Source organism: Maribacter hydrothermalis (assembly GCF_001913155.1).
Classification (GTDB): Bacteria; Bacteroidota; Bacteroidia; order Flavobacteriales; family Flavobacteriaceae; genus Maribacter; species Maribacter hydrothermalis.
In genome coordinates this window covers 1,684,692-1,707,804 of sequence record NZ_CP018760.1, presented here as the reverse complement: position 1 = coordinate 1,707,804, position 23,113 = coordinate 1,684,692, and the positions used below count along the sequence as shown (strand labels likewise).

The 23,113-nt window shown below is 33.5% G+C and carries 20 protein-coding genes; 13 read left to right on the top strand and 7 right to left on the bottom strand.

Annotation, left to right across the window (positions count from 1 at the left end; genetic code table 11):
- Positions 1–55: 55 nt before the first annotated feature.
- A complete protein-coding gene (locus BTR34_RS07275; RefSeq protein ID WP_068485388.1) occupies positions 56–1,018 on the bottom strand; it encodes a YheT family hydrolase in 963 nt (320 codons plus the stop codon).
- A gap of 41 nt (positions 1,019–1,059) precedes the next feature.
- Positions 1,060–2,034, bottom strand: coding sequence for an NAD(P)H-dependent flavin oxidoreductase (locus BTR34_RS07270; protein ID WP_068485387.1), 975 nt, complete (start codon positions 2,032–2,034; stop codon positions 1,060–1,062).
- A gap of 122 nt (positions 2,035–2,156) precedes the next feature.
- On the opposite strand from BTR34_RS07270, the gene BTR34_RS07265 reads away from it, so the two are divergent.
- Positions 2,157–2,630 (top strand): acyl-CoA thioesterase, encoded by a 474-nt coding sequence (locus tag BTR34_RS07265; protein ID WP_068485386.1) that lies wholly within the window; start codon positions 2,157–2,159, stop codon positions 2,628–2,630.
- 93 nt (positions 2,631–2,723) lie between these two features.
- Positions 2,724–3,341 (top strand): GntR family transcriptional regulator, encoded by a 618-nt coding sequence (locus BTR34_RS07260; RefSeq protein ID WP_068485385.1) that lies wholly within the window; start codon positions 2,724–2,726, stop codon positions 3,339–3,341.
- Here the strand turns inward: BTR34_RS07260 and BTR34_RS07255 are convergent.
- Positions 3,338–4,243 carry a DMT family transporter gene (locus tag BTR34_RS07255; protein ID WP_068485384.1) on the bottom strand — a complete coding sequence of 302 codons (906 nt, stop codon included), beginning with the start codon at positions 4,241–4,243 and terminating at the stop codon, positions 3,338–3,340. The two genes, BTR34_RS07260 and BTR34_RS07255, sit on opposite strands and share 4 nt — an antisense overlap.
- On the bottom strand, positions 4,240–4,593 hold the full coding sequence (locus tag BTR34_RS07250) for an arsenate reductase family protein (protein ID WP_068485383.1): 354 nt from the start codon (positions 4,591–4,593) through the stop codon (positions 4,240–4,242). The genes BTR34_RS07255 and BTR34_RS07250 overlap by 4 nt, the downstream gene beginning before the upstream one ends.
- A gap of 135 nt (positions 4,594–4,728) precedes the next feature.
- Here BTR34_RS07250 and BTR34_RS07245 point away from each other — a divergent pair, with 135 nt between their 5' ends.
- The gene (locus BTR34_RS07245; RefSeq protein ID WP_068485382.1) at positions 4,729–5,190 is read left to right on the top strand and encodes a DinB family protein; all 462 of its coding nucleotides are present in this window, start codon (positions 4,729–4,731) and stop codon (positions 5,188–5,190) included.
- Here the strand turns inward: BTR34_RS07245 and BTR34_RS07240 are convergent.
- Complete coding sequence (locus tag BTR34_RS07240) at positions 5,187–5,930, bottom strand: DUF3298 and DUF4163 domain-containing protein (protein ID WP_068485381.1); 744 nt, start codon at positions 5,928–5,930, stop codon at positions 5,187–5,189. The genes BTR34_RS07245 and BTR34_RS07240 overlap by 4 nt on opposite strands.
- Positions 5,931–6,016: 86 nt before the next feature.
- Here BTR34_RS07240 and BTR34_RS07235 point away from each other — a divergent pair, with 86 nt between their 5' ends.
- The 4 genes from BTR34_RS07235 to BTR34_RS07220 all read left to right on the top strand — a co-directional run bounded on the left by BTR34_RS07235 (position 6,017) and on the right by BTR34_RS07220 (position 11,940).
- Positions 6,017–7,171, top strand: coding sequence for a cystathionine gamma-synthase (locus tag BTR34_RS07235; protein ID WP_068485380.1), 1,155 nt, complete (start codon positions 6,017–6,019; stop codon positions 7,169–7,171).
- Positions 7,172–7,330: 159 nt separating this feature from the next.
- Complete coding sequence (gene gdhA, locus BTR34_RS07230) at positions 7,331–8,674, top strand: NADP-specific glutamate dehydrogenase (protein WP_068485379.1); 1,344 nt, start codon at positions 7,331–7,333, stop codon at positions 8,672–8,674.
- 133 nt (positions 8,675–8,807) lie between these two features.
- On the top strand, positions 8,808–9,536 hold the full coding sequence (recO, locus tag BTR34_RS07225; protein ID WP_068485378.1) for a DNA repair protein RecO: 729 nt from the start codon (positions 8,808–8,810) through the stop codon (positions 9,534–9,536).
- Positions 9,511–11,940, top strand: a complete 2,430-nt coding sequence (locus BTR34_RS07220) for a TonB-dependent receptor (protein WP_082960194.1) — start codon at positions 9,511–9,513, stop codon at positions 11,938–11,940. The genes recO and BTR34_RS07220 overlap by 26 nt, the downstream gene beginning before the upstream one ends.
- Before the next feature lie 52 nt (positions 11,941–11,992).
- On the opposite strand, the gene BTR34_RS07215 is transcribed toward BTR34_RS07220, so the two are convergent.
- Positions 11,993–12,409, bottom strand: coding sequence for a hypothetical protein (locus BTR34_RS07215; protein ID WP_068485376.1), 417 nt, complete (start codon positions 12,407–12,409; stop codon positions 11,993–11,995).
- A gap of 186 nt (positions 12,410–12,595) precedes the next feature.
- Here BTR34_RS07215 and ileS point away from each other — a divergent pair, with 186 nt between their 5' ends.
- The 4 genes from ileS to BTR34_RS07195 are packed head-to-tail and all read left to right on the top strand — an operon-like array spanning position 12,596 to position 17,742.
- On the top strand, positions 12,596–15,994 hold the full coding sequence (ileS, locus tag BTR34_RS07210; protein ID WP_068485375.1) for an isoleucine--tRNA ligase: 3,399 nt from the start codon (positions 12,596–12,598) through the stop codon (positions 15,992–15,994).
- Between the two features lie 3 nt (positions 15,995–15,997).
- Positions 15,998–16,381, top strand: coding sequence for a TraR/DksA family transcriptional regulator (locus tag BTR34_RS07205; protein ID WP_068485374.1), 384 nt, complete (start codon positions 15,998–16,000; stop codon positions 16,379–16,381).
- A gap of 38 nt (positions 16,382–16,419) precedes the next feature.
- Positions 16,420–17,046: a DUF4097 family beta strand repeat-containing protein gene (locus BTR34_RS07200; RefSeq protein WP_068485373.1), complete on the top strand. Its 627-nt coding sequence runs from the start codon at positions 16,420–16,422 to the stop codon at positions 17,044–17,046.
- Between the two features lie 33 nt (positions 17,047–17,079).
- A complete protein-coding gene (locus BTR34_RS07195; protein WP_068485372.1) occupies positions 17,080–17,742 on the top strand; it encodes a lipoprotein signal peptidase in 663 nt (220 codons plus the stop codon).
- Here the strand turns inward: BTR34_RS07195 and BTR34_RS07190 are convergent.
- Entirely contained in the window at positions 17,739–18,299 is a 561-nt protein-coding gene (locus tag BTR34_RS07190) for a 5-formyltetrahydrofolate cyclo-ligase (protein WP_068485371.1), read from the bottom strand. The two genes, BTR34_RS07195 and BTR34_RS07190, sit on opposite strands and share 4 nt — an antisense overlap.
- Positions 18,300–18,782: 483 nt before the next feature.
- Between BTR34_RS07190 and uvrC the strand changes: the two genes are divergently transcribed.
- Together uvrC and BTR34_RS07180 are read left to right on the top strand one after the other, a co-directional pair.
- Complete coding sequence (gene uvrC / locus BTR34_RS07185) at positions 18,783–20,576, top strand: excinuclease ABC subunit UvrC (protein WP_068485370.1); 1,794 nt, start codon at positions 18,783–18,785, stop codon at positions 20,574–20,576.
- A 7-nt stretch (positions 20,577–20,583) separates the two neighbouring features.
- Positions 20,584–22,848: a patatin-like phospholipase family protein gene (locus tag BTR34_RS07180; RefSeq protein WP_068485369.1), complete on the top strand. Its 2,265-nt coding sequence runs from the start codon at positions 20,584–20,586 to the stop codon at positions 22,846–22,848.
- Positions 22,849–23,113 lie beyond the last annotated feature (265 nt).

Genomic DNA, 23,113 nt, shown 5'->3' with positions numbered 1-23,113 from the left:
GCAAATAACAATTTGAGTAACTAATATTAAATTTATTCAAGTACAAATTATTTATCTACTTAATAGCTGTAAGGAATTCTATAGTTCTTTTTTCAGAATAGGTATAGTTATTGGGGCCATAAAAACCAACATGACCACCATACTTGGGTATTTCTAGAAACAGATATTTATGTTGGTCGGCAATGGCTATAGGGTAGCATTCCTTTCCTAAAAAAGAGTCATTTTTAGCATTAATAATTAAGGTAGGTATGTTAATTGCTTCAAGAAATTGAAGACTGCTACTTTTTTTATAGTAATCCATGGCATCAGTAAAACCATGTGCTTTACTAGTATAAAAATCATCAAAATCTTTAAGGGTTTTAATGGCTTCTATATCGGTATCCGAAATATGATCGGGAAATAACTGTTGTTTTAATTTCAATTTCTTTATAAGATTTCCTTTGAACCTTTTGGCGTATAAGATATTTTTAAATTGTAATAAATGATGAAGGGAATCTGCTAATTGGCATGGAACTGATATGGCAACGGCGCCTATTATTTCTTTTGGTAATTCTCGTTGCTCGCCTAAATACTTTAATAAAAGGTTACCGCCCAGACTAAACCCATGAAGAAATATAGAAGGGTATTGGTCCAGTTGTAATACATAACTTATAACAGCATGTAAATCTTCTGTTGCGCCAGAATGGTAAGAACGATATAGATTATTCATTGTGCCGCTGCAACCTCTTAAATTAATGGCGCAAACATCGAAACCCGATTCTGTAAGTGCTTTTGCACTTCCTTTAATATAAGCCCTTTTAGAACTGCCTTCGAGACCATGAATGATAAGAACTAATTTTTTAGAAGAAGTTTTGGAATAACTCCAATCCAGATCCAAATAATCAGTGTCTGGCAAATTGATTCTAATACGTATTTGGTCCAGATTTTCAACTTTTCTAAGTAACCCTGAGTAAATAGTAGATATGTGGCCGCTTTTAAACAGAAACGGTGGATTGTATGTTGAGTTGATTATGGGCATTTTAAACTTTGAGAATCTAATAAATATCAACGATGATTTATTTACTTTGGATACGTTTCTAATATTTTAATTTGCTCTTCAACAGCATCCTTAAATTCAGTTTTTAAATGGGAAACCAGCTCTGCTACTGGTACAGAATCATCAATTAAAGCAGAACCTTGCCCAGCAGACCAAATGGTTTTCCATGCTTTAGCCTCGGTATTCAATTCTTTTCCAAAATCTATTTTTACATCCTTTTTAAGATCATCTTCAGTAATGCCAGCTGCCTTTAAACTAGCACCAAGAAAGTTGGCATGTACACCAGAAATAGATGCTGTATAAACCACATCGCTTGCTCCTGCATCAATAATCATTTGGCGATATTCAGGAGTGGCCTTACTTTCATTTGTATTTATGAAACGAGTGCCCATATAGGCAAGGTCTGCGCCCATTTGCAGGGCAGATGCTATGTCTCTACCAGTACTGATACAACCAGATAATAGAATAGTTTTATGGAAAAACTTCTTTATTTCAGCAACTAAAGGCATTGGGTTTATAGTCCCGGCATGGCCACCGGCGCCGGCAGCAACAAGAATTAACCCGTCTACGCCTGCTTCCGCTGCCTTCTCGCCATGCCGTTTTTTAATAATATCATGAAAAACCAGCCCACCATAACTATGTATGGCATCAACCACTTCTGTTACAGCACCTAATGATGTTATTATTAGTGGAACTTTATGTTTAATACATAATTTGACATCTGCCTCTAATCTTGGATTAGTTTGGTGTACAATTAAGTTTACACCAAACGGTGCGGCTTTTTTACCTGTCTGTTCTTCAAATTGTTTTAATGAAGATTTAATTTCAATTAACCATTCTTCAAATCCTTCACTAGTTCTTTGGTTTAGGGCAGGAAAAGTCCCAACTATGCCATTTTTACAACATTCTATTACCAATTGCGGTCCTGAAATTAAGAACATAGGTGCAGCAACTACAGGTAGTGATAGTTCTTTAATGAAAGTGGGTTTATTGGACATACGGATGAAAATTTTACAACTTGTTTTAAAAATAAGAATAAAAAATAGGTTGTTTATTCTTTAGGTTTCAAAACTATGTTATTTTTATCGAGTATTATGCGTGCATAACAAAAATTATAAATATGTTTTTTAAGGATTTTGAAATTAGATGGAGCGATGTAGATGCAAATCGCCACTTGGCAAATTCTGCGTATATAAATTATATGAGTCACACCCGAATGGCCTATTTGCTAGAACTAGGTTTTGACCATAGAACTATGGCAACTCAGCAAATTGGGCCGGTAGTATTTTATGAGCACGTTTATTATTTTAAGGAAGCTTTTCCAGGAAAACCAATTAAGGTTTCTTTGGAAATAATGGGTTTAAGTGAAGATTGTATGTTCTTTGAGTTTCATCATAACTTTTATAATCACAAAGGCGAGAATATAGCCCGTTGTGAAATGATGGGCGCTTGGATGGATCTTAAAACGCGTAAACTTACAGGGTTAACCAATGAGTTTTTACATACTTTCAGTAGTATGGAAAAGGCAGAAGGCTTTAAGGTGCTTACCAAAGAAGATTCAAGAAAATTTGCTAAAATACCTAAGAATCTTTAATACTTTAAGTGTATTTCTTTTTTGAAATTGTAATCAATTGTATTTTACTGGATTAATTGTTTTTAGATTTCGCTATTTTATTATATTTACTTTATGGTCAGCCTTCCAGAAGAAATATTTCAAGAAACATACGGGAAAGTAAAAAAATTGATTGTTACCAAAAAATTGGAACCAGGACAATTAATTACGCAACACAGATTATCACATACCTTAAATATTAAGGATGATACTATACCTGTAGTATTGTTACAGTTACAAGAAGAGTCATTGTTGGTGGGTAATTTACAAAGCGGTTTAACCGTACGTGAGTTATGTGATAGGGAAATTTCTGAAATGTTCGAGTGTAGAATGGCCTTGGAAACTATGACCGTAAAGCTTTTTACGCGTAATGCACCTCAGTCAAAAATAGATGATTTACGAAATTTGCTGGTCCCGTTTGAAAATGGACCTCAAAACGCATATGTATTTCATAAAATTGACCGTTATTTTCATGAGTTTATTGCAAAAAACTGTGGAAACAGAAGGATGTACGAATTATTTAAAAATGCGAAAATTTTGGCATTTATGGATTTAATTGGCCTAGTAAGGCCGTTAAAAATTATAATGCAAGAGCATTTAAATATTGTATCGGCAATGCATCATAGGGATGAAGAAATGGCAATTAAAGCAATACAGGTGCATCTTAAAAACACTATAAAATCACATAGTTAACTTTCCTGAAAGCTTCTTTTCTTAGGTTTTTTACTAGCTAAATACACTCCTACTAAAACAAAGCACGCAGCTATAATTTTGACCATGGTTAAGGTGTCTTGGCCAGTTATTATGGCGTACCCAATACCTACTAAAGGTTGTACATAAACAAAAGCGCTTAAAGTAGAAGCTTTTAGTTGTGTTAAGGCAAAAATATTAAACAAATAAGTGCAAAAAGTAGTACCGAGAATTACAAAAGAAATTCCCCAATAAGCCTCCATCGGTAGGGTGGACCATGATATTTGCATAAACTCATCATAACCGAACGGTAAACAAATTAATACCCCCAATGAAAATAACCATTTCATAAAAGTAAAAGGGTGGTATTTGGTTATTAGGACTTTTACCACGACCAAATAGGAACCATAAAACATAGAATTCATGAAAATCAAGAAATTACCTAAAGGAATATTTGGTGCATCTTGTCTAATTTCTGTACCGAACAATATAAGTCCTAATGCGCCTAAAAGACCAATTCCAATTCCTAGTATTTTTCTTCCCGAAATTTTTTCTTTTAATATCACAGCCGATAATATCAAAACTATTATAGGTGTAGTAGTAATTAAAACTGCACTATTAATAGGCGTAGAAAGTGATAACCCTTTAAAGAATACTAACATATTTAAAGCCATACCCAATAGAGCACAAATAAACATTCGCAAATAATCTTTAGGATCAATACGTTCTTTTGGACCAAGAGGTGAAATAATCCAAAATAAAATTGCAGCACCAAGTACCCTTAAGATTATAAATCCAAAAGGTTGCACATAATGTGGCATTACTCCTTTTGCTATGGTATGGTTAACCCCATATATAGTGGTTGCGCCTATTGCGGCAAGTATAGCTAATAATCGTTTGTTCACTGATGAATTGCTTTTTTAGCTGCCGCTACTACTTTTTTGCTATTACCAATAAATATGTGATTGTCGACAATTATAACGGGTCGTTTTAAGAAAGTGTATTGTTCTAAAATAAGTGCCTTAAAATCGTTTTCGGTAAGATTTCGCTCTTTTAAATTTCGTTCTCTATATAGAATAGCTCTTTTACTGAACAAGGCCTCGTAGTTTTGAGACAATCCGTGCATTTCTTCTATTTGTGCCGTAGTTATAAATTCAGATTTTATATCTTGAAACACAAAGTCGTTAAGTGGTTGTAACTCTTTAATAATTCGTTGGCAGGTAGAACATGAGCTTAAGTGGTATATTTTTTTCATTTTTTTTTGGTAATTCGATAAAAATTGTAGCACCAAAAAGGCGGATGGCGATTTTTAAAATAGAGTCTAATTAGGTACAAAGAAACCTTTTTCCTATTAATTGTACTATTTTTATTGCTCTTAAAATTAGAAATTATGACCGAAAGCTTATTTGAAATTACCTTACAGAATCGAAGAAATTTACATACTATACTAACTAAAACTCCAAAAGAAAAACTTCTAAGAATTCCAGAAGGTTTCAATAATAATATATTTTGGAATATTGCACACACTGTGGTTACGCAGCAAATTTTACAATATAAGTTTAGTGGTTTACAAATGCATGTACCTATTACACTGGTAGATAAATTTAAAAAAGGTACCGTACCCGATGGTTCAGCAACTGATGAGGAAATTAAGATGGTAGCAAATTTTTTGATTTCAACGGCAGAATGGTTAAAAGAAGATTATGAAGCGAACCTTTTTCAAAATTTTCAAGAATATACCACAAGCGCAAGAGTAACATTAAAAAATATAGATGACGCTATAGCTTTTAACCTCTTTCATGAAGGCCTACATATAGGAGCAATTATTCTATTATTAAAACATGTAAATTAGGGTAGTATTGAAAAATTTAAATGTTTATTGGCCTCGTTATAAGGAATTGTAACAATAATGGGGCCATCGGCAAAAGAGGCTATTTCATAGGGTTCATAGAAAAGCTGTAGACCATTCTCTGTATAGCCTATATTATCTGGCAATGAAAAAACTTCTGTTTCAAACATAAAACCAGTGCTATTAATTTCAGCATTAGTAGGTATATTTTCTTGTTGCTTAAAAATGGATTCGGCCAATAGTTTAAAATCATCTTCATTTTTAAAGAGATCTTTCAAATCTAACTCATTACCATTTTTCTTTTCAAAGTTTAAAAATCTGTTAGTACCATAGCCATGTGCGCCACCAGTAAAAATATAGGACTCTAGCTTTATTGTAAGTATATCTTTATTTTCAAATACAATAGAGCCATGAATTGAGGCTTCCCAAGGCATAGATTCTTCCGGGAATCTGTTGTTTAATTCTTCATAATCGTTAATGAATGCAACTACGGCATTATTAATATTTTGTGCGTGACTTATTTCGTCAAAATTTAGTAATGCTATAATTTCTTCTTGTAATGCGGTATTAATAGTTTCACTAAGTTTTGTTTTGCCCAATGCCTTCGGGATTTCTATAACCACTGTGGTGCAATCTTCACATGAGTTATTTGTAATTGACAAAGGTTCAAAAGATGTGGTTTCTTCATTATTACATGCTATAAGGAATAAGAAAAACAAAAGGGATAAAAAGTTTAGTTTCATCGAAAAAATATCATTTAATGTAAAAATACGGCTTCATTGTATTCCCCAAAAGATAACAATACATTTGTGTACTAAATACTTTTAAAATGACCGATAAAAATCTGAAGTTTAATACAAAGGCTATACATGGAGGTCAACGACCAGATGCAGCATATGGTGCGGTAATGCCTCCAATTTATCAGACATCTACATATGCTCAGTCTACACCTGGTGGCCATAAAGGGTATCAGTACTCCAGAAGTGCAAATCCTACTCGTACGGCATTGGAAAATTCTTTGGCAAGTATTGAAAATGGTGAATTTGGTTTAGCCTTTGCTAGTGGTTTAGCCGCTATAGATGCGGTTATTAAATTATTGCAACCAGGCGATGAAGTAATATCTACTAATGATTTGTATGGGGGTTCCTATAGAATTTTTAAAAAGATATTTGAAAATTTTGGTATCGTTTTTCATTTTGTTGGTATGGAAAATACCCAAGTAATAAAAGAAAAGATAAATTCTAAGACAAGACTAATTTGGGTAGAAACCCCAACAAACCCTATGATGAACATCATAGATATTAAAGCCATAGCCCAATTAATTAATGGTCAAGATATTCTTTTAGCAGTTGATAATACTTTTGCTACTCCGTATTTACAACAACCATTACAGTTGGGAGCTGACATAGTAATGCATTCAGCAACTAAGTATTTAGGGGGACATAGCGATACTGTGGTAGGTGCATTGGTGGTAAAAGATAAAGATTTAGCAGATAAACTTTATTTTATACAAAATGCCAGCGGAGCTATTTGTGGGCCAATGGATAGTTTTTTGGTATTAAGAGGTATAAAAACACTGCATGTTCGTATGCAACGGCATTGCGAAAATGGTAAGGCAATTGCGGAATATTTAAAAAACCATCCGAAAGTTGAAAAGGTATATTGGCCAGGGTTTACAGATCATCCAAATTATAAGATAGCATTACAACAAATGAAAGATTTTGGCGGAATGATTTCTTTTGTGCCAAAAGGGGGTAATTATAATGATGCTCTTAAGATCATTGAAAGATTAAAAGTGTTTACTTTAGCAGAATCATTAGGTGGTGTTGAAAGTTTAGCTGGTCATCCAGCAAGTATGACGCACGCAAGCGTACCAAAAGAAGAAAGAGAACAAAGTGGTGTGGTAGATGCTTTAATACGACTAAGTGTGGGCATAGAAGATTCAGAAGATTTAATTGCAGATTTAGATCAAGCAATTGGATAAAGCGTAATACATTTAACTTTAAAAATTAGGAATTATTTTTGTTGTTAAAACAACATATATTATTGATTTTTAAAAAAATAAGCTTACAAATTACATAAATATCATAATTTTGCCGTTATATTTTGAAATCAATAATTTTAAACAAGCGTAAATAGCTTTATGGAAGATAAAATAAAAGAATTTATGGATGAGGTTGCCGCCAGAAATGGTCACGAACCAGAATTCATACAGGCAGTTCAAGAAGTTGCCGAAACAGTAATCCCGTATGCCGAAAAACAAGAGATATATAATGGTAAGAGTATTCTTTTAAGAATGGTTGAGCCAGAGCGATTACTTTCTTTTAGAGTTGCTTGGGTAGATGATAAAGGCAAAATACATGTAAACCGTGGCTATAGAATTCAAATGAATTCTGCAATTGGTCCATATAAAGGTGGTTTGCGTTTTCACCCCACTGTAAATGCAAGCATACTTAAATTCTTGGCTTTTGAACAAGTATTTAAAAATAGTCTTACCACATTGCCAATGGGTGGTGGTAAAGGCGGTTCCGATTTTGACCCTAAAGGTAAATCAGACGATGAGGTAATGCGTTTTTGTCATGCCTTTATGTTAGAATTAAATAGACATATTGGACCAAATACTGATGTACCTGCTGGTGATATTGGTGTTGGCGCGCGTGAAATAGGTTTCCTTTTTGGTATGTATAAGAAAATACGTAACGAATTTACAGGTGTACTTACGGGCAAAGGATTGTCTTGGGGTGGTTCTAAAATTAGACCAGAAGCAACGGGTTATGGTACAGTTTACTTTGCAGAAAGTATGTTAAAGACCAAAAACGAAAGTTTTAAAGGTAAAACAGTTGTAATTTCTGGGTCAGGAAACGTAGCGCAGTATGCTGCGGAGAAGGCAATTTCTTTAGGAGCAAAAGTGGTAACGCTTTCAGATTCTAACGGGTATATTTATGATAAAGATGGCTTAGATGACGATAAGTTAGCTTTCATTATGAATCTTAAGAACAATAAAAGAGGGCGAATCTCCGAGTATACGGATAAATATTCATCTGCGGAATTTCATGCGGGTAAAACACCATGGGGTGTAAAATGTGATATTGCATTACCCTGTGCTACTCAAAATGAGTTGAACAAAGAAGATGCAAAAAATCTGATGAAAAATGGATGTATGTGTGTTGCTGAAGGTGCTAATATGCCTTGTAATGCTGATGCCGTACATGAATTCAATAATGCAAAAATATTGTTTGCACCAGGTAAAGCTTCTAACGCGGGTGGTGTTGCCACTTCAGGATTAGAAATGTCTCAGAATTCTTTAAGAATTAGCTGGACACGTGAAGAAGTAGATGAACGTCTTAAAGTTATTATGAAAGACATTCATGACTCATGTATTGAGTTTGGTAAGGAGGAAGATGGTTTCTGTAACTATGTAAAAGGGGCTAATATTGCAGGTTTTGTAAAAGTTGCAGATGCAATGCTAGCACAAGGAGTTATTTAATTTAAAAGAAAAACCGAATACGTTTTTAATGTATAGTTGATTGCGAGGTTCTTAAATAGAGCCTCGCATTTTTTATGTACATAATTGTAGCCAATTAGCAAACCAGTATCTTTGTAAAAATAGAAGGTTTAATATGCTAGTTACAACAAAAGCAATAGTGTTTTCTGCAATAAAATATGGGGACACAAGTCTTATTGTAAAGGCCTTTACAGCCTCTAGTGGAATAAAAACATATTTGTTAAGAGGGGTGTTATCTTCAAAAAAAGGCAAGTTAAAGACAGCCTATTTTCAACCTTTGACACAATTAGAAATTGTCGCCAATCATAGAAATAAAGGAACCTTAGAAACCATACGAGAAGCCAAAGTTTATTACCATTATCATACACTTTATGCTGATATGGCAAAAAATGCCATGACTTTATTTTTAGCAGAATTATTAGCAAACAGTATACGTGAAGAGGAGCAAAATGAAGCTCTTTTCGAGTTTTTAGAAGCATCTTTGCAGTGGTTAGATATGAATAAGGAAATTGCCAATTTTCATTTGTATTTTATACTATCATTGACTAAGTTTTTAGGCTTTTATCCAGATGTAGAACACGTGAATAAGCCATATTTTGATTTGTTGGAAGGTGAATTTACGTCTAATGAAACATTGAACCCAATGTTAAGAGGCGAAAATATTTATTATTTCAAGACCTTCTTGGGCATAAAATTTGATAGTATTAATTCCATAAAAATGAAGAAAGCCAACCGTCAAGAATTATTGAAATCAATAATACTGTATTTTGAGTTGCATCTTCAAGGATTCAGGAAACCTAAATCGCTTGCAGTGTTAAATGAAGTATTCAACACATATGTATAGATATCTATTTGTAGCATTTTTTTTAATTACTACGTATGGTATTGCTCAACAAATTTCGATTGTAGATGCGGATAGCGGAGAGGTTATTTCAAACGTAGCCATTTTTAATAAGGAAAAATCTAAAGTAGCATTATCTAATTTAGAGGGTAATTTTGATGCATCAATTTTCACTTTTAAAGAACGAATCACCCTAAAACATATTGGTTATCAAGAATATAAAACCACTAAATTACAATTGCAGCGGCAGGGTAATAAAGTGTTTTTACTTGTAAATGCGCAACAGTTAGATGAAGTGGTAATGTCGGTTTCTAAGTGGGAACAACAAAAAAGAGATATTCCTAATAAAATAATTTCTTTGGATTCGCGATCAATAGATTTTTCTTCTCCACAAACTTCCGCCGACTTATTAGAAAATAGTGGTAAAGTCTTTGTGCAAAAAAGTCAATTAGGTGGTGGCAGTCCAATGATTAGGGGTTTTGCGACAAATAGGTTATTGCTATCTGTTGACGGTGTACGTATGAACAATGCAATTTTTAGAGGAGGTAATATCCAAAATGTAATCTCTATAGACCCTTATACAATAAAGAATACAGAAGTGATTTTTGGGCCTGGTTCAGTAATTTATGGAAGCGATGCAATTGGTGGGGTAATGAATTTTTACACCAATAAACCAATTTTATCTCAGAACGATAGTCTATTAGTACAAGGTAACGGAAATTATAGATTTTCTTCTGCAAATTCAGAAAACACAATACATGCAGATGTTACTCTAGGTAGAAAAAAACTATCGTCATTAACTAGCTTAACCTATAATAACTTTAAAGATTTAAGAATGGGATCTAATGGGCCTAGTTCTTATTTAAGAAACTCCTTTGTTAAAACCGTTAACGGGGTAGATGAATTAATTGAAAATAGTTCTCCAAAATTACAGGTCACTACCGGTTATGGTCAAATAAATTTCATGCAAAAGTTTCTAATTAAACCTAATTCTAAATGGGACTTAAATTTAGGTGCCTATTACTCTGAAACTTCAGACTATTCTAGATACGACAGGCTAATTAGACCAACGAGTGATGGATTAGGATTGCGTTCTGCCGAATGGTATTATGGGCCTCAAAAATGGTTTATGGGCAATGCTCAAATTCAAAAGAAAGGAAACGGAAAATTTTATGATGGATTAAAATTAGGGTTTGCTTACCAGCATTTTGAAGAAAGTAGAATTAATAGAAATTTCCAAGATGAAATAAGAAACACTACAACCGAGAAAGTAGATGCATTAAACATGAATATTGATCTTGAAAATAAAAAGATCGGTAATTTTAGGCTGTATTATGGTAGTGAATATATCTTTAATAAAGTTCGGTCAAATGGGTTTGATTTTAATATTGTAACATCTGAAGAAATGAGGTCGGCATCAAGGTATCCAGATGGATCTACTTGGCAAAGTTTGGCGGGTTATGTAAATGGGGAATACAAAGCAAAACCTAATTTCACAATTATGTCTGGGTTACGTTATAGTCATGTTTGGGTAGATGCGGTCTTTGATGATGCCTTTTATGATTTTCCGTTTAAAACCGCAGATTTAAGTACGGGAGCATTAACTGGTAGTCTCGGTATTAGTTGGTTTCCTAGGGCAAATCTTCAAATAACGCTAAATGGATCAACAGGTTTTAGAGCTCCTAATATTGATGATGTAGGTAAGATTTTTGATTCAGAACCGGGATCGGTGGTAGTGCCAAATCCTAATTTGGAACCTGAATATGCTTATAATACGGAAATAGGGGTGCAGCGAAATATTAATGATAAAATTATTTTAAAAGGTGCCGCATACTATACCTATTTAGTTGATGCTTTAGTGCGTAGAGATTTTAGTTATAATGGTGTTTATGAAATTGAGTATGGTGGTGAACTAAGTAATGTACAGGCAATACAAAATGCGGCGAAAGCTTATGTGTATGGTTTTGAATTTGGGATAGAAGCATACCTTAATGAGCAGTGGTCGGTAACTTCTAATGTTACTATAACAGATGGTGTTGAAGAAGAGGAAGATGGCACTGATACGCCTGCGCGGCATGCTGCACCAACTTTTGGAGATTTTCATCTTATATGGAAAAACCAAAGATTACGAACAGATTTTTTCATTAATTATAATGGTGAAATTGACAATAATAATCTTGCCATGTCAGAAAAGTCAAAAGAGTATATATATGCTCTAGATGAAAATGGTAATCCATATGCACCTTCATGGTATACTTTAAATTTTCGTTCACAAATTAATGTCACCAATCGTTTAAAAGCAACAGCTAGCTTAGAGAATATTACAGATCAACGCTATAGAACATATTCGTCGGGTATTGTAGCGCCTGGTAGAAATGTAATTTTAGGTATTGGCTACCATTTTTAAATAAAAAGACCTGCAATATGCAGGTCTTACAAAATTATAGAAGGCGTTAATTTTAGTTTTTAACGGCCTTTTCAATTTCTTTTGCTTTTTTAGCTGCCTTGTCAGCTGCTTCATTAGCTGCTTTTTTTACATTGTCACCAGCTTCTTTAGCTGAATCTACAGCATCGTTACCTGCTTTTTTAGCGGCATCGATGGTGTCTTCACCAGCTTCTTTCACTGAATCTGCAGCTTCATCAGCAGCGTCCATTACATTTTCACTAGCTTCTTCAGCAGCGTCCATTGCATTTTCACCTGCTTCTTTTGCAGCATCCATTGCATTTTCTCCAGCCTCTTCTAAATTTTCTCCAGCTTCCTCTAATGCGGCACCAGCTTCTTCAGTTGCAGATTTTGCTTGATCAACAGTTTCTCTACAAGAGATAGACATACTAAGTGCTAAAATTGCTAATGATCCTAAAATTACTTTTTTCATTGTGTTTCGTTGAATGGTTATTTGTTTAACATAATGTACGGGTAAATTTAACTTTTAGATGTTTTGTAAGCGAATATTTGCTTTAATCGGTGGTTTAGAGGTATTTCAATGTTGTTAATACACGCTAGTTAAATCTAAATTTTATAATTTTGCAGCCTTTTAAACCCAGTACCATAAGCATTTTGTATGAAGTTCACAGAATATCAAGGATTGAATTTACCAAAGGTCGCAGAGGAAATACTTGACTACTGGTCAAAGAATGCCATTTTCGAGAAAAGTATTTCTACCCGTGAGGGTAAAGATAGTTATGTATTCTATGAAGGTCCACCATCAGCAAATGGTATGCCGGGGATTCATCATGTAATGGCTAGAACAATTAAAGATATCTTTCCTAGATATAAAACCATGAAGGGTTTTCAAGTTAAGCGTAAAGCTGGCTGGGATACGCATGGTTTACCTATTGAACTGGGTGTTGAAAAAGAATTAGGTATTACTAAAGAAGATATCGGGGTTAAAATTTCTGTTGAAGAATACAATGCTGCCTGTAAAAAAGCGGTAATGAGATATACCGATGTTTGGAATTCTATGACCAAACAAGTTGGATATTGGGTAGATATGGAAGATCCATACATCACATACAAATCCAAATATATGGAAACAGTATGGTGGTTGCTAAAACAAATCTATTCTAAAGATTTAATTTATAAGGGGTATACTATACAACCTTATTCGCCTAAGGCAGGTACAGGATTGAGTTCTCATGAGCTTAACCAACCAGGTACATACCAAGATGTAACAGATACTACGGTAACCGCACAGTTTAAGGCGGTAGAAGAAACATTGCCAAATTTCTTAAAGAACGAAGGCATCATATACTTTTTAGCGTGGACGACCACCCCTTGGACATTGCCATCGAATACAGCCTTGACCGTGGGGTCAAAAATAGATTACGTGTTGGTTGAATCTTACAATCAGTATACTTTTGAACCAATGAATGTTGTGCTTGCCAAAAATTTGGTAGGAAAACAGTTCTCGGGTAAATTCAAAGAAGTATCGGAGAAATCAGAGTTGTTAAAATACAACTCTGGGGATAAAAAAATTCCTTACTACGTAGTTAAGGAATTTAAAGGGAAAGAATTATTAGGAATTAGATACGAGCAGTTATTAGATTACGTACTTCCGTATGAAAATGCAGAAAACGCTTTTAGAATAATCTCAGGAGATTTTGTAACTACCGAAGATGGTACCGGTATTGTACATACCGCACCTACTTTTGGTGCAGATGATGCTTTAGTTGCGAAACAGGCTGTGCCAGAAATACCGCCAATGTTGGTATTAGATGAAAATGCAAACTTGGTTCCTCTTGTCGATTTACAAGGTAAATTTAGACCAGAGTTAAAAGAGTTGGGTGGTAAGTATGTTAAGAACGAGTATTACGAAGATGGTGAAGCTCCAGAACGTTCTGTAGATGTTGAAATTGCCATTAAACTAAAAGAAGAGAATAAAGCTTTTAAGGTAGAGAAGTATGTTCACAGTTACCCAAACTGCTGGCGTACAGATAAGCCTATATTATATTATCCGTTAGATTCTTGGTTCATAAAAGTAACCGACATAAAGGATAAAATGTTTCAATTGAACCAAACCATTAACTGGAAACCAAAAGCAACTGGTGAAGGTAGGTTTGGTAATTGGTTGGCAAATGCAAATGACTGGAATCTTTCTAGGTCACGTTATTGGGGTATTCCGTTACCGATTTGGAGAACAGAAGATGGTAAGGAGGAGATTATTATTGGCTCTGTAGCTGAACTGAAGTCAGAAATGGCAAAAGCAGTTGAAGCGGGAGTTTTAGAAAAGGATATCTATGCAGATTTCGTAGTCGACGATATGTCCGATGAAAACTACGATAAAATCGATTTACATAAGAATATAGTTGACCAAATAATTTTAGTTTCTGCATCGGGAAAACCAATGAAGCGCGAAAACGATTTAATTGATGTTTGGTTCGATAGTGGTTCAATGCCTTATGCACAGTGGCATTATCCTTTTGAGAATAAAGATTTGATAGATGAAGGGAAAACATTTCCTGCAGATTTCATAGCGGAAGGCGTGGATCAAACACGTGGCTGGTTCTATACCTTGCACGCAATCGCCACTATGGTTTTTGATTCTGTGGCGTATAAAAATGTAGTATCTAACGGACTCGTTTTAGATAAGGATGGTAAGAAAATGTCTAAGCGTTTAGGCAATGCTGTTGATCCGTTTGAAACCATGAACGAGCACGGTGCCGACGCTACAAGATGGTATATGATCAGTAATGCAAACCCATGGGACAACCTAAAGTTTGATACAGAAGGCATTGCTGAGGTTAAACGAAAATTCTTTGGCACCCTGTATAATACCTATTCATTTTTTGGTTTATATGCTAACCTAGATAAGTTTACCTATTCTGAAGATGATATTCCAATGAGTAGTCGTACAGAGATAGACCGGTGGATATTGTCTGAACTACATTCACTAATTAAAACAGTTGATGTGGCTTATGAAGAGTACGAACCAACCCGTGCGGCAAGAGCAATATCTGACTTTGTTCAAGAAAATTTAAGTAACTGGTATGTGCGTTTGTGTAGAAGACGTTTCTGGAAAGGGGAATATGCTCAAGATAAAATTGCGGCATACCAAACTTTATATACATGTTTAGATATCGTTGCAAAATTATCGGCTCCAATTGCACCATTTTTTATGGATCAATTGTACCTGGATTTGAACAAGGCTACGGTAAAGGATGGTTTTGAAAGTGTGCATTTGGCAGATTTTCCTATAGCAGATGAATCTCTCATCGATAAAAGTTTAGAGGTGAAAATGCAAAAAGCACAAATAATTTCATCTTTGGTGTTATCAATAAGACAAAAAGAGAAAATAAAAGTGCGTCAACCTTTGCAGAAAATTATGATTCCTGTGTTAGATGCAAAGGATCGGGAAGAAATTGAAGCAGTTTCAGAATTAATAAAGTCTGAAGTTAACGTAAAGGAAATTCAGTTGTTAGATGATGCTTCTGGAATATTGGTAAAACGTATTAAGCCTAATTTCAAGACTTTAGGTCCAAAATTTGGTAAAGAAATGAAACAAATTGCTCAGGTAGTTAATGGTTTTACGCAGAAAGATATCCAGAAAATTGAGCAAGATGGCGATTTAACAATTCAATTAGAAAATAAAAGTATTACTTTACAGTTACAAGATGTAGAAATCTCTTCTCAAGATATTGAAGGGTGGATGGTTGCAACTTCAGGGAAATTAACGGTAGCATTAGATGTAACGATTAATGAAGAATTACGAAATGAAGGTGTTGCTAGAGAATTGGTTAATAGAATTCAGAATATTAGAAAAGATTCTGGTTTTGAAGTAACAGATAAAATTGCTGTTAAAATTTTAAAAGATGGCTTTGTTGAATTAGCTGTTAAAGATAATTTAGATTATATTAAAACAGAAACTTTAACGGCCGACCTAATTTTTGAAGAAGAATTGAAAGAAGGCATAGAGATTGCATTTGACGAGGTGAATACAAAATTGTTTATCGAAAAACATTAAAAGATGGCAGAAGATTTAAAAGTAAGGTATTCTGACAAAGATTTGGCAGAATTCAAAGAATTGATTGAAGAGAAAATAGTGAAGGCTAAAAGTCATTTAGAACTTTTAAAAAGTTCTTATATGAACGATGGAAATAATGGTACGGATGATACTTCACCGACTTTTAAAGCTTTTGAAGAAGGGTCGGAAACTATGAGCAAAGAGGCAAACACGCAATTGGCCATAAGGCAAGAAAAGTTTATTCGTGATCTTAAGAATGCAATATTACGCATTGAAAATAAAACTTACGGTATTTGTAGAGTTACAGGTAAGCTTATAAATAAGGAACGATTAAAGTTGGTGCCACATGCTACATTAAGTATAGAGGCTAAAAACATGCAGTCTTAATTAAAACGCCTTTAGGGGCGTTTTTTAATAATTATATTTTGAGATTTTTTCTATTAGCTTGTCTGTTTTTTCTGATTGGCAATACTTTAAGTGCTCAAAAAAAGTTGCAACGAACAGTTCATGTAGATCATATTAGCCTTATACAAGTTAATACGGCTAATTGTTTTAAAGTAGAACTCCATTCTACAGCAAGCAAAAATGTTAATATAGAAGCAGAAATAGAGGGTGAATATAGTCAAGATTTAAATATTGAAGTAACTACAATTGGATCTACGCTTTTAATTGAAGCTGGTTTTGTGCCAAGTTTTGAAAACCCCAATGATAAATTAAGTGCACATAAAGTTGTTTCCATTATACTACATGTGACAATTCCGTCCAATAAGAACATTGAATTATTTGGTACCAATTCTCATGTAATTATATATGGTGAATATAATGAAGTTGCTGTGTCACTTTCCGATGGTAATTGTGAGCTTAATAATGTTTTAGGAGATGTTAAAGTGAAAACACAAAGCGGAGCTATAAAAATTCTTTCGAAGTCTGCGAAAATAAATGCAAAAAGTAAGTTTGGGAAAGTTAGTTTTAACCCAATTCCATTTAATTCGTCATTTAATTATGAAATACAAACCGTTACAGGTAACATTGAATTAAGTAAAACCGAATAATATCCATATTTTTGTCACCATTGATTAAAGCCCATGAATATTAAGAAATCTATTTTATTTATTCTATTGATACTTATTATTGATCAATGGAGTAAAATTTATATCAAGACCCATTTTGTATTGGGTGAATCAGTAGAAGTATTTAATTGGTTTAAAATTTTATTTATTGAGAACGAAGGTGCTGCGTGGGGTGCCAAGCTAAGTGATATTTTACCCATTTCTGATGATATGGGTAAACTGGTACTTACTATATTTAGATTGTTCGCTATTTTCGGAATTGGATATTGGCTTTTCGATGTTATTAAGAAAAAGGCATCGAACACATTAATTTGGGCAGTTTCATTAATATTTGCAGGAGCGTTAGGCAACATTATAGATTCAGTTTTTTACGGTGTTATGTTTAACGATAGTTATAATGAAGTAGCAACGCTATTTTCTGATGATCCTTATGGCAAAATATTTTATGGTAAGGTGGTTGATATGTTATATTTTCCAATGGTAGATGCTACTTGGCCCAGTTGGATGCCCATGGTTGGTGGTCAAAATTTCAGGTTTTTTGAACCAGTTTTTAATATTGCCGATACAGCTATTAGTACAGGAGTAGGTATTCTTTTAGTATTCAATAAAAGAGCATTTGGTAAAGATGAGGAAATCTCTAATCAACCTAATGAAACTTCAACCAATATTGAAGCTTAAAAAGAGTATATTTTATTGGGAGTAACACAGTAATTTAAAGGAATATCTGTTGGTAATATATCACTTATTATTTTTTCTGCTTCGAAAAGTGATAATCCAATTTTTATGACATCTTCTCGGCATTGGTTTAAAAAGCGGTCGTAATATCCTTTCCCATAACCTATTCGATTACCGTATTCATCGAAAGCCAAAAGTGGAATAAAAACTACATCAATTTTATGAGGTGGTATACGTATGCCATCAACTGGTTCAGGTATTTTTAAATCATTGACAATAAACTTGGTGTTATCGGTAAGTAAAAAATGTTCCAATTCCGTAGCTGAAACAACTTTAGGGACGATAGCATTTTTATCATAACCAGAAATAATAGAAATAATACCTTCGGTATCAATTTCTAGTTTTTCTTGAATGGGTAAAAAAATATGAAAGTAATTATTATCCCAAATAGGCAATTGCAAAAGTGAATTTGCAATTGCTATACTTTGTTGGGTTATAAGTGTAGAGTTTAGTGAACTTCGAAGTCTTGAATATTTTATTCGCAAATCCTTCTTCAGCATAGAGAAGTGATTAGAGCAATAATTTATTTTAATTTATTCTTTACCTGCAACAGCAAAAAATACTTTAAAAAATAACATTAAAACAAGGTATGTTCCTAAAGTGATTATATAGCTTTCCATTATTATTTATAGTATTAAATGAACCAATAGATGTTGTTGTTGAGCTAAAAATAGGTAAAATAATTAATACCATATCTACGAAAAGCGCTTTTTTGTCGTTGAAATGCACATTTTTTTGATAAAATTAACACTATAGAGTATATTATATATTTAAATACCTGGTAATCAATAATTTAAATATAGTCTTAAAAATTTAATTTATTGATATAATAATTAGAAATGATAAAATTTATGTAATAATGATTATAACAAGGGCATTTTTGGCAAATTAATAATCAGAAAAATTAACTTTTTTATTACATAGTTTCGTTTTAAAGAGTAAACTTAGCTAAGTAATAAAGACTAAATTAGTAGTGTTAAATTATGTCTGAAATTCCTTTAAACATACAGTTAAGTTCATTGCCAACAAGCCCAGGGGTTTACCAATTTTATGATGGTAGTGATACTATACTTTATGTTGGCAAAGCAAAGAATTTAAAGAAAAGAGTTTCATCATATTTTAATAAAAACCATGAATATGGAAAGACTCGCGTATTAGTAAAAAAGATAAGAAGTATAAAGCATATAGTTGTTCCGACAGAATCAGATGCTTTATTATTAGAGAACAATTTAATTAAAGAGTTAAGGCCTAGGTATAACGTATTATTGAAAGATGATAAATCTTATCCTTGGCTATGTTTAAAGAACGAACGTTTTCCAAGACTTTTCCCTACTAGGAGGGTAATAAAAGATGGGTCTGAGTATTTTGGGCCTTATACTAGTATGAAAACAGTGCGTGTTCTTTTGGATCTTATAAAGAGTGTATACCCGTTACGTACATGTAATTATGATTTGACTGCCGAAAAAATTAATACAGGAAAATATAAGGTTTGTTTAGAATATCATTTGGGCAATTGCAAGGGACCTTGCGAAGGGCATCAATCTATTACAGAATATGACCGACAAATAGAAGAAATACGACAAATTGTAAAAGGAAATTTTAAATCTTCCATTACTTATTTTAAAGGACAAATGAATAAGTTGGCAGCTGAAATGAAGTTTGAAGAAGCCCAAGCGGTTAAGGAGAAAATTGAGGTTTTAGAAAACTATCAGGTTAAGTCTACCATAGTAAATCCTAAAATAAGCAACGTAGATGTCTTTAGTATTATATCCGATAATGCCTTTGCGTATGTAAATTTTCTTCAATTAGCACATGGGTCTATTATTAGGTCTCATACAATGGAAATAAAGAAAAAATTAGATGAACAAGATGAAGATTTATTAGAGCTGGCAATTGTTGAAATAAGAGACCGCTTTAAATCAGACTCTAAAGAGTTATATGTGCCTTTTAATCTTGCGGTTTCCCCAGGGCTCAAGGTTACGATTCCCAAGTTAGGAGATAAAAAACGTATTCTGGAATTGTCTGAGCGTAATGCCAAATTTTTTAGGCAAGAGCGTTTTAATCAAATTAAAATTATAGATCCTGATCGCCATACGAATAGGGTTATGGCCCAGATGAAGAAGGATTTAAGGTTGACTAAGGAGCCAAGGCATATAGAATGTTTTGACAATAGTAATATTCAGGGCACTAACCCTGTTGCTGCCTGTGTTGTTTTTAAAGATGGTAAGCCTTCAAAAAAAGATTACAGACATTATATTATTAAAACAGTGGTTGGGCCAGATGATTTTGCATCAATGGAAGAGGTGGTATATCGTAGGTATAAAAGATTACAGGAAGAAATGCAACCCTTACCACAGTTAATTGTCATTGATGGTGGAAAAGGTCAATTGTCATCGGCTTTAAAAAGTCTTGATAATTTAGGGTTAAGAGGAAAAATTGCTATTATAGGTATAGCAAAAAGGTTAGAAGAAATTTATTTTCCAGAAGACCCCATACCGTTGTATTTGGATAAAAAATCTGAAAGTTTAAAGATTATTCAGTTTTTAAGAAATGAAGCACACAGGTTTGGAATTACATTGCATAGAAATAAAAGAAGTAAAGGAGCAATAAATTCTGAGTTGGAAGGAATTGAAGGTGTTGGAGAAAAAACTGCAGAACAACTTTTAAAAAAGTTTAAATCTGTTAAGCGAATAAAAGAAGCTTCTATAGATAGTCTTAGTCAAGAGGTAGGTGTGTCAAAAGCAAAAAAGATATATGAGTCTTTTCGAAAAGCATAATTTTAGAATGCAAAGAACATTAATTGTTGTGGCATTAGTATTGTCGCATTGTTCAGTTCTTTATGGGCAAGCAGATTCCATTAAAAAAAGGCCTAAGGTTGGCTTGGTGCTTAGTGGTGGCGGTGCAAAAGGTATGGCGCACATTGGGGCATTAAAAGTAATAGAGGAAGCCGGTGTGCAAATAGATTATATTGGGGGCTCAAGCATGGGAGCTATTGTGGGTGCGTTATATGCAGCAGGGTATTCTGCTGCGGAACTAGACTCTATGTTTAATGCTACGAATTTTGGATCGCTTATCCAGGACAACCTGCCTAGAAGCGCAAAAACATTTTATGAAAAAGAAGATTCAGAACGGTATGCTTTAACATTGCCATTTAAAAATTTTAAGGTATCGGTGCCACCAGCTTATTCAGGAGGACAAAACATTTATAATGAATTCGTTAAGCTCTTATATCATGTAAAAGATATAGATGATTTCAATAAACTTCCCACACCATTTGTATGTATTGCTACGGATATTGAAACAGGTAAGCAGGTTGTACTAAATTCTGGATATTTGCCCGAAGCTATTTTGGCAAGTGGTACTTTGCCCTCGCTCTTTGAACCTACAATTATTGATGATAAGGTTTTAATTGATGGGGGGGTGGTCAATAACTATCCTATTGACGAGGTTAGGGCAATGGGCGCGGATATTATTATTGGTGTAGATGTGCAGCACGATTTATCTGAAAGAGATGCATTATTATCTGCTACGGAAATATTATTACAGATTAATAACTATCGTACGGTTGCAGACATGCAGATAAAAGCAAAGAAAACGGATATCTATATAAAGCCTCACATAGAAAAATTTTCTATAATTGAGTTTAATAAATTAAACGAAATTATTAAAACTGGTGAAGATGCCGCCAATTTAAAAATAGAAGAACTTAAGAAAATTGGAACACCGATAAAGAAAGAGAAAGCACCTATAAGTGTTGTAGATTCTAAGGAAACCTTAGTTATTAACCGATTGTTAATTGATGGTAATACAGACCATACCAGAGGTTATGTAAAAGGAAAATTAAGATTTAACTTAGATGAACCTATAAGTTTTAAAAAACTACAACAAGGCATAGGTAATATGGCTGCTACGGGTAATTTTAAGACTATTAGGTATAAATTGTTAGATAATATTAATGGTGGAGAGGATTTAATTTTACCATTAGATGAAACGTTAAACACTTCATTTTTAAGGGTAGGTGCACATTTTGATGATTTGTACAAAAGTGGGGCAATGATAAATCTTACCAAACGTAGATTATTATCTAAAGATGATGTTGCTTCTTTTGATTTAATATTGGGGGACAATATTAGATATAATATGGAGTATTATATAGATAAAGGCTCCTATTGGAGTTTTGGAATTAACTCAAGGTTTAATGATTTTGAACAAGAAATAAACTTTGATTTAATTAGCGATAATTTTGAAGTTGCTACAGACACCAGGCTCAATAGAATAAATTTAAATATATCTGATTTTACGAATCAATTATATTTTCAGACTGTTATAAAAGAAGAGTTTTCTTTTACTTTGGGGGCGGAACATAAATATTTGCAATATAGTACCAGAACCTTAGGTGATATTGAAAATATAGACACTGGGGTTTCTACAAATAATGGTAGAACGTATTTTGAAAAAAGTAATTATGCCAGTGTTTTCGGTTCTTTAAAGCTAGACACCTATAATGACAAGTATTTTCCTTCAAAGGGGTTATACTTTAGTGGAGACATGCATTACTATTTATTGTCATCTGATTACAATGAAAATTTTAAAGACTTTTCGGTTTCCAAGGCAAGAATGGGCATGGCTTTTCCATTGGCAAAAAACCTATCTTTAAATTTGGAGACTGAAGGTGGTTTTAAACTGGGAACATCTAATGTTACAACTTTCGATTTTGTTTTAGGCGGCTATGGAACTGATTTTATAAATAATATGATTCCGTTTGTTGGATACGATTTTCTAAGTTTACCCGGCAACAGTTTTGTTAAAGCATATGCTAGATTGGATTTTGAATTTGCAAAAAAGAATCATGCACTTTTTACTGCTAATTTCGCCAATATTGATGATGATATTTTTAGAATTGGAGACTGGTTTAAGGCACCAACCTATTCTGGTTATGGTATAGGGTATGGATGGGAGTCTTTTATAGGACCAGTCAATCTTTTGTATTCGTGGACACCCGAAACAAGTAACTCAAGATTTTTCGTTAGCATAGGCTATTGGTTTTAGGGTTTTATCATTTTAAATTCGGCACATTAAAATAGAATTTCCACTACAATTTCTTAATTCTTTCCCAAAAAGTAAGATAAAGTGTGAAGAACTGTTAAGCTTATCATTAAAGTAAGTTAAACCATGCTGAAAGAATGAAAATGTACTTTAAATTTACACCAGCTAAGGGGTGGTTCCCTTACAACTTTAAGTAGTGGTTTTTCATAATTTAAAGTTTGGTTGGTTATTTAGGAAAAGCCCAGTTTTTAAACTGGGCTTTTTTTAT

Coding starts and splice junctions, on each gene's coding strand:
- BTR34_RS07270 (WP_068485387.1), bottom strand. CDS start 2,034: ATGTCCAATAAACCCACTTTCATTAAAGAACTATCACTACCTGTAGTT.
- BTR34_RS07265 (WP_068485386.1), top strand. CDS start 2,157: ATGTTTTTTAAGGATTTTGAAATTAGATGGAGCGATGTAGATGCAAAT.
- uvrC (WP_068485370.1), top strand. CDS start 18,783: ATGTCTGAAATTCCTTTAAACATACAGTTAAGTTCATTGCCAACAAGC.
- BTR34_RS07220 (WP_082960194.1), top strand. CDS start 9,511: ATGAAGTATTCAACACATATGTATAGATATCTATTTGTAGCATTTTTT.
- BTR34_RS07275 (WP_068485388.1), bottom strand. CDS start 1,018: ATGCCCATAATCAACTCAACATACAATCCACCGTTTCTGTTTAAAAGC.
- BTR34_RS07180 (WP_068485369.1), top strand. CDS start 20,584: ATGCAAAGAACATTAATTGTTGTGGCATTAGTATTGTCGCATTGTTCA.
- BTR34_RS07205 (WP_068485374.1), top strand. CDS start 15,998: ATGGCAGAAGATTTAAAAGTAAGGTATTCTGACAAAGATTTGGCAGAA.
- BTR34_RS07235 (WP_068485380.1), top strand. CDS start 6,017: ATGACCGATAAAAATCTGAAGTTTAATACAAAGGCTATACATGGAGGT.
- BTR34_RS07250 (WP_068485383.1), bottom strand. CDS start 4,593: ATGAAAAAAATATACCACTTAAGCTCATGTTCTACCTGCCAACGAATT.
- BTR34_RS07245 (WP_068485382.1), top strand. CDS start 4,729: ATGACCGAAAGCTTATTTGAAATTACCTTACAGAATCGAAGAAATTTA.
- BTR34_RS07195 (WP_068485372.1), top strand. CDS start 17,080: ATGAATATTAAGAAATCTATTTTATTTATTCTATTGATACTTATTATT.
- BTR34_RS07240 (WP_068485381.1), bottom strand. CDS start 5,930: ATGAAACTAAACTTTTTATCCCTTTTGTTTTTCTTATTCCTTATAGCA.
- recO (WP_068485378.1), top strand. CDS start 8,808: ATGCTAGTTACAACAAAAGCAATAGTGTTTTCTGCAATAAAATATGGG.
- ileS (WP_068485375.1), top strand. CDS start 12,596: ATGAAGTTCACAGAATATCAAGGATTGAATTTACCAAAGGTCGCAGAG.
- BTR34_RS07260 (WP_068485385.1), top strand. CDS start 2,724: ATGGTCAGCCTTCCAGAAGAAATATTTCAAGAAACATACGGGAAAGTA.
- gdhA (WP_068485379.1), top strand. CDS start 7,331: ATGGAAGATAAAATAAAAGAATTTATGGATGAGGTTGCCGCCAGAAAT.
- BTR34_RS07215 (WP_068485376.1), bottom strand. CDS start 12,409: ATGAAAAAAGTAATTTTAGGATCATTAGCAATTTTAGCACTTAGTATG.
- BTR34_RS07190 (WP_068485371.1), bottom strand. CDS start 18,299: ATGCTGAAGAAGGATTTGCGAATAAAATATTCAAGACTTCGAAGTTCA.